We start from the raw sequence: 15145 nt of genomic DNA on the forward strand, positions 1-15145 counted from the left end.
GTGCTTCGGGTGTTCGGACGGCGCAACGTGACCCGGCAAGGGAATCCGGCATGAGTCGCCCAACCCGTCCCCGGCCGTCGCGGAGCCGCAGGACCCGTGTGATCACGTTGCCGCAGCTGATGTCGACCGCGGTGGAGGCCGATCCGGACGGGATCGCGATCGTGCTCGCGGATTCGGACGGCACGCTCGCGGAGTTGACCTATGCCGAGTTGGACGAGCGGTCCACGCGCCTGGCGCGACTGTTGATCGCGCGCGGAATCGGTCCGGAAGACCTGGTCGCCGTGGCGTTTCCGCGTTCGCTCGAAGCGGTGATCGCGCTGTGGGCGGTGGCCAAGTCCGGTGCCGGATTCGTGCCCGTGGATCCGGACGATCCGGCGCAGCGCATCGCGCACATCGTCGTGGATTCCGGGGTGGCGCTGGGGCTGACCGTGGCCGCGATTCGTCCGGCGCTGCCCGGTACGACGCCCTGGCTGACCGTCGACACCGCCGCGGTCGCCGTGGAACTGGAGGAATTCGCCGCCGACCCGGTCACCTACGCGGACCGGTTGCGGCCGTTGCGCGCGGAACATCCCGCGTACGTGGTGTACACGGTCGACGCGATCGGGGCGCCGCACGGCGTCATGGTGACGCAGGCCGGGTTGTCGGTGCTGTCCGAGGCGCAGCGGGCGCGTCATCAGGCCGACGGCGATTCGCGGACACTGGCGTTCGCCGCGCCCTCGGACGACGCGTCGGTGCTGGAACTGCTGCTCGCCGTGGGCGGTGCGGCGACGATGGTGGTGGCCGCGCCGACCGTGCGCGGCGGTGCCGAGCTGGCTCCGCTGCTGCTGCGCGAGGACGTCACGCACGCGTATCTGCCGTCCGAGGTGCTGGAATCGATCGATCCGGCCGAACTGGACGAACTGCGCGTGGTGATCTGCGCGAGCCGGACGTATCCGCCGGAGCTGGTGGATCGGTGGACGCAGCCGATCGGCGCGGGGCCGTTCGGTGCCGGGGTGCGGCGCTTCCTGCACGGGTACGGGGCCGCGGAGACCACCGTGCTGACCAATGTCGGCGCGCCGGATTCGGCGGCCGAGTCCCGGGGTATCGGTGCGCCCAATCCCGGGATCACCGAATACGTTCTGGACGAACGGCTTTCGCCGGTTCCGGACGGGGAAATCGGGGAGCTGTACGTCGCGGGTGCGCAGTTGGCGCGCGGATATCTGCGGCGGCCCGCGCGGACCGCGGCGCATTTCGTGGCGAATCCGTTCCTCGGTGGGCCCGAGGGGGCCGGGTTGTCGGGGGGTGATTCGAGGCTGTTCCGTACCGGGGATCTGGTGCGGCGTGCGGCTGATGGGGGTGTGGAGTATCTCGGGCCTGCTACGCCGGTGGTTTCGGCGGGGGTCATGCCTGGGGTGCGGAGTCAGGTTTTCGGTGGGGGTGGTGCGGAAAGTGTTGCCGCAGAGGTGATTTCCGGGGCGGGATCGGATGCTGCGGCGGTGAGTGGGGTGCCGTCTGCTGGGCCGGGTGCGCGGTTCGAGAGTGCCTCGGGAGCCGAACTGTCTGGTGCTGCGATTGAGCGGTCGTCGGAGGATTCGTCCGTTGGGCGGAGTTCGTTGCCGCGGCGTGGAGGTGTGGTTCGGGATAGTGAGGGGCTTTCTGGTGCGGAGTCGGCCGGGATGCCTTCTGCTGGAGCGGAACGGTCGGCAGCGGGCTCGTCTGTCGGGCGGGATTCGTTGCCGCAGCGGGACGTGGTTCGGGCCGGTGAGGGGCTTTCTGGTGCGGAGTCGGCCGGGATGCCTTCTGCTGGAGCGGAACGGTCGGCGGCGGGCTCGTCTGTCGGGCGGGATTCGTTGCCGCAGCGGCGGAATGTGATTCGGGATGGTGAGAGTGCTTCCGGGGCGGGGGCGGCTGAGCCGTCCGATGGCGTGGTGATGGGGCAGGCTTCGGGGAACGCGGACATCGGGTGGGGGTCGCGGCGTGGGGACGAGGTGCAGGTCGGTGAGGACGCGGGGGTGGGGTCGACTGCGTTGCCGTTCGGTGAGGTGGGGAGCGATCGTGCACTCGCGGTGGAGGATTCGTCTGTCGGTGGGGCTTCCCGGGGGGAGCGGCTGGCGGTGGATCTTGTTTCGGGGGCGGAGTCTGTCGACAGCTCGGTGGGGGAGTCCGGAGTTGCGGTTGTTCCGTTGACGGCCATGGTGCGGCCTGCGGTGACGGTGGCGTTCGAGGATGGGGAGTTCGCGGGGGTGCCGTTGTCGGCGGCGCAGGAGCGGATGTGGGGGATCAATCGGGCGGATGCGGAGACGGTGGCGCACAACGTGTGTTTCGCCGTGCGGATCAGCGGGCAGATGCGGGTGGAGGCGCTGCAGGTCGCGGTGGTGGACGTCATCGAGCGGCACGAGATGTTGCGGACGGTCTATCCGGTGGCGGACGGCGTCGGATATCAGGTGGTGCTGCCGCTGGATCGGGTGCTCGCGGACCTGACGCCCGAACCGCTCGAGGAATCCGAAATCGAGGACTGGCTGGGCGAATACGCGCGCATCGCCTTCGATGTGACCACCGAGATCCCCGCGCGGATCGGTGTCGCCCAGATCGCCGAGGACGAGCACGTCGTCGTGGTGGTGGCGCATCGGATCGCCGCGGACGAGGCCAGCGTGACACCGTTCCTGCGGGATCTCGCGGTGGCGCTGATGGGTCGGCGCAACCGGGCCAAACCGGCGTGGTCGCCGCTGTCGGTGCAGTACGCCGACTACGCGTTGTGGCAGCGGGCGGTGCTCGGCGATGCGGCACAACAGGATTCGGTGGCGTCGCGGGAAATCGCCTACTGGCGAACGGCTCTGGACGGAGTCGTGTCCGGGCCGGACCTGCCGGCGGACCGGCCGCGCCGGGCGCTGCCCTCGGGACGTGGTGCGGCATACGGCTTCTCGGTGGATCGCTCGGTGCACGCCGGACTCGTCGGACTTGCCGAGGCTGCCGGTGGCACGCTGTTCACCGCGCTGCACGCGGCATTCGCGGCGCTGCTCGGACGGCTCTCGGGTGCGAGCGATATCGTCATCGGCACCTCGACCCCCGGCCGTACTGTGCGTGAACTCGACAGTGCGATAGGGCTTTTCGAGAATCCTCTGGTGTTGCGTGCCCGGCTCGATCCGACCGCGTCCTTCACCGATCTGTTGGCGGCGGTCACCCGGGACGATCTGGCCGCATTCGGCCATGCCGAGTTGCCGTTCGGGATGCTGGCCCGGGCGTTGGGAGAATCCGCGCGGGCGTATCCGTCGTGGTTGCGGGTCGCGCTGACGGTCCGGGAACAGCAGCTCGCGCATGTGAGTCTGCCCCGATTGTCCGCTACCGCAGTGGAATTCGACAGCGGGGTCGCCGAATTCGAGCTGCGGCTGAACGTGTTCCCGCGCGAGCGGGACGGTGCGCCCGACGGGTTGTCGGCCACGTTCACCTATGCCACGGATCTGTTCGACGAGATCACCGTCGCCGGATTCGCCGAACGTCTGGTGCTGCTGCTCGAGGCGGTCACGGCCGATCCACGACGTCCGGTCGGGGATGTCGAGCTGTTGCAGCCCGATGAGCGGATGCGAATCCTGGGGGACTGGAACAACACTCGGTACGCGGTCGAACCCGGACTGCTGCTGGACGGGTACCGGCGCGCGGTGCGGGAGCATCCGGACGCGATCGCGGTCTCGGACGCCGAGAGCGAACTGACCTATGCCGAGTTCGATGCGCGGGTGAATCAGCTTGCGCGCCTGCTGATCTCGCGTGGTGTCGAGCCGGAGACCCGGGTGGTGCTGGCGATCGCGCCGACGCTGGATCTGCTGATCGGCATGTACGCGATCGTGACCGCCGGCGGTGCGTACGTGCCGGTCGATCCGGAACATCCGGCCGAGCGGATCGGGTACATCCTCGAGACCGTGCGACCGGTCTGCGTGGTGACCACCGTCGCGGATTCGGTTCCGGTGCCGCACGATACGCAGGTGCTGCGCCTGGACACGATGGATCTGAGCGGATTCGATCCGAGTCCGGTGCGGGCCGAGGAACTGACGCGCCCGCTGCGTCCGGGGCATCCGGCCTACGTCATCTTCACCTCCGGGTCCACCGGGCGGCCCAAGGGGGTCGTGGTCTCGCACGCGGCCATCGATCACCAGCTCGCCTGGATGCTCGCGGCCTATCCGCTGGCGAGCGACGACGTGTATCTCCAGAAGACCCCGCCGACGTACGACGCCTCGCTGTGGGGATACTTCCTGCCGCTGCGGGCCGGGGCGCGGTTGCGGCTGGCCGCGGCGGATCGGTCCGATCCGCTGTATCTCGCGGAATCCATTATCGCGCACGGTGTTACGGTCACCGACTTCGTGCCCTCGCAGCTCGCGGCGTTCGCCGATCGCACCGCGCCGGGGATCTGCCCGACGCTGCGGGAGATCTTCGTGATCGGTGAGGTGCTGCCCGCGCGGACCGTCACGGCGTTCGCGCGGATCAGTGATGCGCGCGTGCACAATCTGTACGGTCCGACCGAGGCCGCAGTCTCGGTGACGTACTGGCCCGCGGGCAGTGCGGACGGGACGAATGTGCCGATCGGGTTGCCGCAGTGGAACACTCGCGTCTACGTGCTGGACGATCGGTTGCGTCCGGTGCCGGTGGGTGTGCCGGGTGAGCTGTATCTGGCGGGGGCGGCGCTGGCGCGCGGCTATGTCGGCCACCCCGGGCTGACCGCGGATCGGTTCGTGGCCGATCCGTTCTCCGAGCGCGATGCCGGCGGCCGGATGTACCGCACCGGCGATCTGGTCGTGTGGCGGGAGAGTTCGGGTGAGTTGCCCGCCCGCCTGGATTTCCTGGGCCGCACCGACTTTCAGATCAATATCGGTGGCCGCCGGATCGAACCAGGCGAGATCGAAGCCGCGCTGCTCGCGCAATCCTCGGTCGGCGACGCGGTGGTGGTGGCGTGCAACGGACGGCTCGTCGCCTATGTCGCGCCGCGCTCCGAGAAGCGGATCGTCACCGAGCGGGTGGCCGCCTCGCTGGCGGAAGTCCTTCCGGAGGAACTCATTCCGGACGTCGTCGTACCGATGGACGCGCTACCGCGCACGGCCGCAGGCAAACTCGATCGCCGCGCACTTCCGGACCCCTCGCTCGGTGTCGAGACATCGTCGTCGCTGAAGGTTGTGCGGGTCGAGTCGCTCGAACCGCCGCGCAAGCCCGAACCTGTTGTGCCCGAACAGATCTCCGCTCAGCCCGAGCCCGACCCCGCGGCGGAGTCCGGGTGGCTGTCCAAGCAGTGGAAGCTCGGGCCGTTGACGGAGGCGTCGGCCGGGAGTGATGCGGTGGAGTCCGCTGTTCGCGCGGAACTTCCGCGACGGGCGCGGGGGGAGTCGCTGGAGCGTTCCGAGGTCGACGAGTCCTCCGCGCAGCCTGACTCCGAAGTGCCAATTGCCTCGGATAGTCCTGCACTGGAAGAGGATTCGAGCACGTCCACGCTGCAATCCGAGTCCGATCACGAGACGAGTTCGCAGGCCGGTTGGTCGCCACGTGTGGTGCCCGCCGCACAGTCCGACACCGACGCCCCTGTGGCAGAGTCGGATTCGCGTTCGGAGTCCGGCCTGCCGCGCCGCGCGACAGGTTGGTCCCCCCGCCTGGTGTCATCGCAGGAATCGGAGACCACCCCTGCGCCCTCCGATTCGCCGCGTCCCGACGCTCTTCGGTTGCCACGTCGTGCCGCCGGTTGGACGCCGCCGCCGACGTCTTCGGAAGGATCCGGGGACACGGGTGGCGTTCCTGCGGTGGCGGATTCGGTGAGTTCCGATTCTGATCGGTCGTCGGCGGCGGTTTCGTCGGTCTCCGGGCTTGTGGGTGATACCCCTGCGGAGGCCGATTCGTTGCGTTCGGATTCCGGGCGGTTGCCTCGTCGGGCCGCTGGTTGGTCGCCGCGGCAGTCCGGGGCTTCCGGTGATGTGTCTTCGGAGTCGGATTCGTCGCGTGCGGACTCTGTTCGCTTGCCACGTCGTGCGGCCGGTTGGTCGCCGCAGGAGGTCGAGGTCGCGAATGATGCTCCTGCGGGGGCTGATTCGCTGAGTTCCGGTTCTGATCGGTCGTCGGATGAGGCTGCGGGGACGGTTTCGTCGGGTGATGTTCTCGCTGAGGCTGATTCGTTGCGTTCGGACTCCGGCCTCTTGCCTCGCAGGGTTACCGATTGGTCGCCGCAGTCCGAGGTTGCGGGTGATGTTGCGGCGGAGTCGGATTCGCTGAGCTCCGCGTCGGGCCGTTTGCCGCGTCGGGGTGGAGGGATGCCACAGGAGTCCGGGACCTCGGGGGATGAGGTTTCCGAATCCGAATCCTCGAGTCTTGAACCTGGTCGTTTGCCGCGTAGGGCTCGACAATCGTCGCTCGAGTCCGGGATCTCAGGGGATGAGGTTTCCGAATCCGATTCGTCGAGTTCTGAACTCGGTCGTTTGCCGCGTCGGGCGGCTGGGCGGTCGGCGCAGGAGTCCGAGGTCGCGGGGGATCGGGCTGCGGAGTTGGATTCGTCGGGGTCCGGGTTCGGGCTGGTAGCGCGTCGTGGGAGTGAGGATGTGCCTGCGGCCGCGGATGATGTTGTGGCGGAGTCTGTTTCGCGTTCGGTGGCCGGGCGGTTGCCGCGTCGGGCGGCCGGGTGGCGGCCGCGGGGGGAGACGTCGGGGAGTGTTGACGGGCGGGGCGAGGCGGATTCGGCGTCGCGTTCGGAGGCTTCGGGGCTGGAATCGAATCCGGTTGAGTCCGTGCGTGGGCAGGAGTCTGTGCCCGAGGTGACGGCTGCGGGGCAGGGCTCGGATGGGTTGCGGTCCGGGTTGTCTTCGTTGCGGGCCGGGTTCGATCGTGGGTTGCGGTCCGGGGGTGGGGTCTCGGTTTCCGGGGACGAGTCTGCGGCGGAGCGGTTCGCGGAGTCGTCGGGGGAGCAGACGGGTCTTCCTGTGCGGGACGGTGGGGCGGCGGAGCCTGCACCGAAGTGGTTGTCGGACAACGACTCTCAGGCCGCGATGGACACGACGCTGTTGCCGCTGCGGTCGGAGCCGTCGGAGTCGGACGTTGTCGGGGAATCGGATACGTTCGACGCCGAGGGACGGGTGGACGCCGAGACGGTGCCGCTGTCGCCCGCGCAGGAGTGGTTGTGGGCGCTGAATCAGGTGGAAGACGGTGCGGGCGGGCATGTTCCGGCTGCGTATCACCTGCCGTTCGCGTTGCGGCTGGCCGGAAGTCTGGACGTGGAGTCGCTGGGGGCGGCGCTCGATGACGTGATCGCTCGGCACGAGGTGCTGCGCACGGTGTATCCGGCTGCGGGAGAGTCGGATTCGGCCGGTTCGGCGGAATCTGTTGCGGTGCAACAGGTGTTGCCCGCCGAGGCGCGACGGGCGTTGACGGCTCGGCGTATCGCCGGTGCCGAGGTCGCGGCGGCGGTGCGGGAGCTGGCTGCCGCACGGTTCGATGTGACCACCGACCTGCCGCTGCGGGCGCAGTTGTTCGAAATCTCCGATCTGGCACCGGGTTCGCGGCGGGAGTACGTGCTCGCCGTGGTCGTGCACCGCATCGCGGCGGACGGCTCCGCGCTCGGCCCGATCGTCGCCGATCTGATGGCGGCGTACGTGGCGCGGACCGCGAACCATTCGCCGCGATGGGCACCGCTGTCGGCGCAATACGCGGATTACGTGCGCTGGCAGCGATCCATGCTCGGCTCGCAGTCCGATCCGGAATCGGTTGCCGCACAGCAGATCAGCTACTGGCGTGACGAACTCGCGGGACTGCCCGAGGTGCTCGAGCTGCCCGGTGGCCGCCCGCGACCGGCCGTGGCGTCGATGGTCGGCGCGTGGACCGGTGTGCACATCGATGCCGCCACCCACACCGCCCTGTTGGAACTCGCGCATACCCATGCGACGACCCTGTTCACCGTCCTGCACACCGCCGTCGCGGCCTTCCTGGCCCGCCTGTCCGACGGCGACGACATCGCGATCGGAACGTCGGTCCCGGGTCGGGCTGCGGGCGAATTCGAGGATCTGATCGGGACATTCGTCAACACGGTCGTCCTGCGCACCCGCCTGGATCCCGCGGAGTCGTTCAGCGACTTGCTGATTCGCCAGCGGGACCGGCACGAGCAGGCGTTCGCACACGCGGACCTGCCGTTCCCGACCCTGGTCGAGGCACTCGGCACCGATCGATCCACGGCCCACAACCCGCTGTTCCAGGTAGGTGTCTCGGTGCAGGCCCCCGCCCGCACCACGGTGGACCTCCCCGGCCTGACGGTCGAGAACATCGACCTCGATCCGGAAACCTCCCCGGTAGACCTGAATTTCACCGCCACCGAAACCTACGACTCCGACGGCACCCCCTCCGGTATCGAAGGCCGAATCACCTACGCCACCGACCTTTTCGCCCCCACCGCAGCCGACACCCTGGTCACCGACCTGACCACTCTCTTGACCACCTTGGTCACCGACCCCACCCACCCCCTCGGCTCCCTCGGCATCGGCACCCCCACCCGTCCGACCGAACCCGGCGACCCGGACGCCGCCGCGAATCCCCCCGAACCTTCTGCTGCCCAGCCGATCTCGGCCGCTCCGGAAGACCTCCCACTGCCCTCGTTGGCTCGACGCCACGAAACCACCACTCCCGCAGCTGAATACGACAACACCGTATGGCAGCCACCCCACACCCCCAGCTCCACCGACCGGAACGATACTTCCGCTCCGCGAGGCATCGTCCCCGCCGACGAACGCACAACGCTGCCCCCCCTACCCGGTCGCCGCGGAACTGCCGCAGCCGGATCCGCCGGTGCCAGCGATGCGCCGGACCCGTCCCGTGATTCCGGACCCGCAGATCCGAGTGATGCCGCGGATCACCGCGACATCGCCGCCGACGATGAGCCCGCGACATTGCCGCCGCTGTCCGCGCGTCGCGGAACTGCCGCTGCCGGATCCGCCGGTGCCAGCGATGCGCCGGACCCGTCGCGTGGTGCCGGACCCGCAGATCTGGATGATGCTGCGGATCGTCGTGACATCGCCGCCGACGATGAGCCCGCGACATTGCCGCCGCTGTCCGCGCGTCGCGGAACTGCCGCTGCCGCAGGTGAATCCGACGATCGAAATGTGTTGCAGTCGTACCGCCCCAACGATCTGGGTGATGTTGCCGATCGTCGCGGCATTGCCGCCGATGAGGTCCCGCCGCTGCCCGCGCGTCGCGGAACCGCTGCGGCCGGTGGATCCGAGGGCGAAAGTGAGTCACTCCGCAACTCCATCCCGACCGACCGGGATGATGCTGCCGGACCCGTTCTGCCGACGTTGCCGTCCCGCCGCCGTGCCCCTGAATCCGACGGCCGCAGCGATGCGTCGGAGTCGGTCCGTGGCTCCGGCTACAGCGATCTGGAAGATGCTGACCGTCGTGGTGTCGTAGCTGGCACTGAGGCTGCTGCGTTGCCGTCGCGTCGCGGAACCGCGGCAGTCGAATCCGGCGGCGACAATGATGTGTCGCAGTCGCTTCGCAGCTTCGGTTCCACCGATCAGAATGATGCGACCGATCACCGTGATACCGATGTGTCGGCGTCCCTTCGTGGCTCCAGCTCCGACGAACCCGATGATGCAGCCGGTCGTCACGGAACTGCCGCAGCCGAATTCGGCGGTGACAGTGATGTGTCGGATTCGCCTTTTGGCTCCGGCCGCGGCGGTTCGGGTGAGGTTGCCGATCAGCGCGGTATAGCCGCGGCTGATGAGATCGGTTCTCTGCCGCAGCTACCCGCGCGTCGTGGAATTGCCGCTGCCGCAGGTGGATCCGATGGCGATAATGATGTGTCGAAGTCGCTTCGCAGCCCCGGTTCCGACCGGAACGATGCTGTCGGTCGGCGCGGACTGTCGTCGTTGCCTTCGCGTCGCGGAACTGCCGCTGGCGCAGGCGGATCCGATGGTGACAGCGAGCTGTCGTCTCGTGGTTCGGGCCTCGGTGGGCTGGGTGATGCTGCGGATCGTCGTGGTGATGAGGCTGGTGCTTTGCCGCTGCTGCCTTCGCGCCGTGGTATCGCCGCTGTCGAGTCCGACGGTGGCAATGGTGTGTTGGAGTCGGTTCGTGGTTCCGGCTATGGCGATCCGGGGGATGGTGATCGTCAGGGTGTTGTTACTGGTGAGGAGGTTGCGTCGCTGCCGCAGCGGCGTGGGATTGCCGGTGGGGCAGGCGGTGACGGCGATGAGGTGCGGTCGGCCTGGAGTGCTGGTGATTCGGGGGTTGGGGAGTTCGGGGATGGGCCGACGTTGGTTTCGGTGCTCGAGGATGCGGTGGCGGCTGGGCCGGAGGCGGTCGGGATCATTGCTTCTGCGGGGGCGGATGGGCTCGGAGCGGAGGTTGCGCTCGGGGAATTGGATGGGTGGGCCAATCGGCTTGCCCGGTATTTGATTTCGTTGGGGGTGGGGCGGGGATCCGTTGTGGCGCTGGCTGTTCGGCGGTCGGTGGATCTCGGTGTGGCCGTGTTCGCGGTGGCCAAGGCCGGGGGTGCGGCGTTGCCCATCGATCCGGAGGGGGAGGCGGAGCGCAATCGGGAGATTCTGGCGGGGGCGGGGCCGGTTTGTGTGCTGGCCGATGCGGAGTATCCGTTCGTGGCGTCGAATCGCCCCGGTGGTGACGGCAGTTTCGATGCGCCGACCGAACTGCTCACTCCGATCGGGCGCACGCCCGCGCATCGGCCCGCCGCGGGCGGACAGCCGATGGTGGTGCGGGTCGACAAGCTGAATCTGGACGGTATCCCGATCCATCAGCTCACCGACGCGGAGCGGATCGAACCGTTGCGCGCGGATCATCCGGCCTGGATCATCCAATCCGCCGGAGCCGATCGCGTGGTCGTCCCGCATGCCGGTGCCGTGGCGCAATTGACCGGCAGCACAACCGAATTCGGCCTGGATGCCGACGATCGGGCACTGCTGGCGACGGCTGCGACATTCGATCTGGCGGCATGGGAATTCTGGACGGTCGCACTGGGCGCCCCGGTCCAACTCGGTGAGCAGGCCGCACGCCCGCGCACGATTCCCGAACTCATGGCCGCCGCGGTGGCCTCGAACCCGAACGGTCCGGCGGTGGTGTTCCGGGGCCGCAGCTTCACCTACACCCAACTCGACCGCGCCTCGTCCAAGCTGGCCCGGCGGCTCGTGCAACTCGGCGCGGGCCCGGAAAAACCGGTGGCCGTGGCGATTCCGCGTTCCCTCGAGGCGCTGGTGACGCTGTGGTCGGTCGCCAAGACCGGCGCGGCGGTGGTACCGGTCGAGCCGAGCCTGCCCGGTGATCGGATCACCGATCTGGTGTCGGATTCCGGTGCGATCCTGGGCGTTACGGTGCGCGCGGTCGTCGCGGGCCTGCCGCAGATCGCAGGCGAATGGCTGGTGCTGGACCACCCGAATTTCGCCGCCCAGGTGGATTCGCAAGCGGGCGAGCCGATTTCGGACGACGAGCGGATCACCGGCCTGCTGCCGGACGACGGCGCCTACGTCCTGTACGGCGCGGCCGACGTCGACCACAGCCAGGGCGTCGTGGTCGCCCACGAGGATCTGGCCGACCTGGCCGAACAGGCGAGTCACTATCGCCTGCACCATGATTCGCGCGTCCTGGCCCTGGCCGCCCCCTCCTCGGACGAGGCGGTGCTGGAACTGGTCCTGGCCCTCGGCGCGGCCGCGGCACTGGTCGTGGCCCCCGCGACCATCGGCGGCGGCCCCGAACTCGCGCGCCTGATCCGCGCCGAACACGTCACGCACGCCTTCCTCCCCGAGGCCGCCCTGCGCACGGTGGACCCGGCATCCCTGGACGGCGTCGAGGTCGTGGTCACCGATCGCCCTGTGGCGGAAGAGTATTCGCCCGTCGCCGACACACCCACGGCCGAAGATCACTGGGACTCCGAACAGTCCGGATATCCGCAGCAACCGGATTACTCCGCTCACTCAGCGCAGACCGGATATTCGGAGCGGTCCGACTACGCCGAGCAGTCGGGCCGACCGGAGTACGCCGAGCAGTCGGGCCGACCGGAGTACGCCGAGCAGTCGGAGTGGTCCGACGATGTCGACCATTCGGAACAGTCCCACTACGCCGAACAGTCCGCTCACGGCGACAGCTTCGACTCTGCCGATCACCTCGACCACCCTGACTACTCGGACCACCCTGACTACTCGGACCAGCCCGATCACCCCGAACAAGACACCCCGTCCGAACGCCGGATGACCCCCGCGGAACGCATCATCGCCGAGGCCCGAGCCAGCGCCCCACCCCCGGAGGAATTCGACAGCCTCACCGCCCTGGCCGCCCCGGTACGCATCTCCACGCGCCAGGTCTCCCCGGACCGAGGCACTCCGGTTCCCGCCCTCCCGCAACGCCGTACACATGCGGCCGACCCCGCCGAACCGGAAGCGCTACCCGCATCGGAATCCGAACCGAGCGAACACAATTCACTCCCGCTCCCACCACGGGCGGTTCGCCAACTGGAGATCGATCCCTCCGGCCGCGAAAGCCGCGCGATCGCCCTGGACATCCCACCCGGGGTGTCCACGGAGAGCATCCGCACCGCCGTCCAGACCGTGCTGAACCGCCACCCGCTGCTCTCGGCCCGTCTCGCGGTCCCCGGCCGCTCCGGTGACGACCCGCTGCGCGCCTGGTCGCCGGTCTTCGCCGGTTCGGCCCGCGACGCCCGTCTGGTACTCGCGCAGACCCCCGCCGACACCTCACCGCGCCGCTTCGTCCACTCCGAGGGCGTCGCGGAGATGGCGGTGCGCACCCTGGCCGTGGAACTGGATCCCGGCCAGGGCCGCAACATCGGCTTCGGCCTGATCGACCCACCGGAATCGATTGACCCGCAAAATGATTCACGCACCTTGGTGATAGCCGCCAACGGCCTGATCGTGGACGACACCTCGTGGCGGATCATCATCGATGAGCTCGCCCGAGCATGGTCGAACGACCCGACACTCGACGACTCCGCCCGAGCCCCCGAGGAACTCGCCCACGCCCTGACCCGCACCGACGACTCCCTCCGCAACGAGGTGTCGTGGTGGCAGCGCGCACTGGCCGACCTCCCCGCCGAAACTCCCCTCGACGGTGTGGATCTCACCGCGCGCGGCCGAGTCTCGCTGGTGATCACCGCCGAGGGCGCGGCAGCGGTCGCCGCCGTGGCGGACGCATACCGCGCGAACGTCGAGGACGTCCTGCTGACGGCATTGGCACTGGCCATGCTCCCGGATACCCACGCGGCGAGAACCCTCGGCCGCGCGGTACAGCTGACCGTGGACGCCAGGACCCTCACCGCAGCCGAATCGGTAAGCGCGGTAGGCGGTTTCACAGCCACCTACCCTTTGGCCCCGAATATCGACGGCATCGATCTGGACCAGGCCCTGAACGGCGGCGCAGCGGCCGGTGCGGCCATCTCCCTGATCAAGGAACAGCGTCGCACGGTGCCCGCGAGCGGCGTGCGATACGGCCTGCTGCGTCATCTCGACCCGTCCACCACCGCCGCGATGTCCGCACTCGCCCAGGGCCGCACCGCATTCCGCTACCGCGACCTGCGCCCCGCGCGCCCCTACCCGGACACTCCGTCCGCGGACCTGCTCCTGGACATCACCGTGGACGCGACCCCGGAAGGCTTCCGCGCCCGATTCGACTACGCGTCAGCGGTTCTGGACGCCGATGAGGTCAAAGAACTTGCCGGACACTGGGTCCGCTCCCTGGGCGGCCTCGCCGAACACGGAACCCACCAGGAGGCAGGCGGTTTCACGCCGTCCGACTTCCCGATGGTGCCGCTGACCCAGGACGATATCGATCGCCTGCACCACGTGCACCCGGATCTCGCCGAGATCTGGCCGGTATCCCCGGGCCAGGCGGGCCTGCTCGCGACCGCGCACACCGCCGGCAGCGGCCAATTCGCCGTCGACCTGCGCGGCGCACTGGACGACCGGCGCCTGCGCCTGTCCGCACAGGCGGTGCTCGACCGGCACGACGGCCTGCGCGTGGCCTTCGGCGAATGGGCCGGCGGCCCGGTCCAGGTGGTGGAGAATCCCGTCGATATTTCCTGGCGGACAGTCGATTTCACCGATCTGGCGACCGCCGAGGCGCGCCTCGAGATGGAGCGCTACCAGACCGCGGACCGGCTCGCGCCGTTCGATCCGAACTACGCCCCGCTGATCCGCATCGCACTGCTGAAATCGTCGGATACCGCGCACCGGGTGCTGCTCACCGCGCATCCGCTGCTGCTCGACGACCGATCGCTGCGACTGGTGATGCGCGACCTGCTGACCGTCTACGCCCGCGGCCCGCGCTCCCGGCAACTGCCCGAGGTGTATCCGCTCAGCGCTTACCCGACGTGGCTGGCCGCGCAGAACGGCCCCGCGGCCCGCGCGGTCTGGCGGGAGGCATTGGCCGGCCATCACGCCCCCGCCCTGCTCGCGCAGACCGACCTCGAAACCTCCTCGGCCACAGCCGAAGTCGCAGTGGACGTGCAGCCCGCCGACGCCGCCGGACTCGGTGCGCTGGCCACCCGCCTAGGCGTCACGGTGCCGATGGTGGTGCAGGCCGCGTGGGGTCTGCTGCTCGCCCGGTTCACCGCTCGCGACGACGTCGTGTTCGGTGTCGCCGCGCCCGGACGTTCGCCGGAGGTGCCGCATATCGACGCCCTGGTGGGCCGGTTCGGCGGCATCGTCCCGATGCGGGTGTACCCGGAAGCGGGGGAGTCGACCGAGGAGTTGCTGCTGCGGATCCGGGCCGACTGGTCCGCGCGACCCGGCTACTACTGCCCGAGCCAGGCCGATATGGCCCGGTCGCTGGGCGTGGATCGGCTGCTGGATTCGGTGGTCGTATTCCGCGACGACGGCGCCGACCTGGCCGAATTGTCCGGCATCGTCGACGGTATCCGCATCGCCGGAGTGGATTCCGCACCTGCGTTCGCCGATCGGGTCGCGGTGGCGGTGGTCTTGAACGGGCCGAACCGGCTGACGCTGCGCTATTCGACCGAAGCAGTCAGCGAATCCGTGGCGAACACGCTGGCCGACGGCCTGACATCGGTGATCCGGCAGATCACGGCAGCGCCGCACGTCCCGATCGTCGATCTGGATCTGCGCATCGAGCCCGCGTCGAGTGATGCGGGAGTCGGCCGGTAATGTCCGGCAACCCGTACGGCCGGGTCGCCGGGGTGAAA

Annotated in this window: 1 protein-coding gene; it reads left to right on the forward strand. The window is 69.1% G+C overall.

What is annotated here, in order from left to right:
* The first annotated feature begins 50 nt into the window (after nt 1-50).
* Complete coding sequence (locus NRB20_RS38575) at nt 51-15107, forward strand: amino acid adenylation domain-containing protein (protein WP_406603898.1); 15057 nt, start codon at nt 51-53, stop codon at nt 15105-15107.
* Nucleotides 15108-15145 lie beyond the last annotated feature (38 nt).

This window comes from Nocardia macrotermitis (assembly GCF_009604405.1).
In the GTDB taxonomy this organism is placed as follows: Bacteria; Actinomycetota; Actinomycetes; order Mycobacteriales; family Mycobacteriaceae; genus Nocardia; species Nocardia macrotermitis.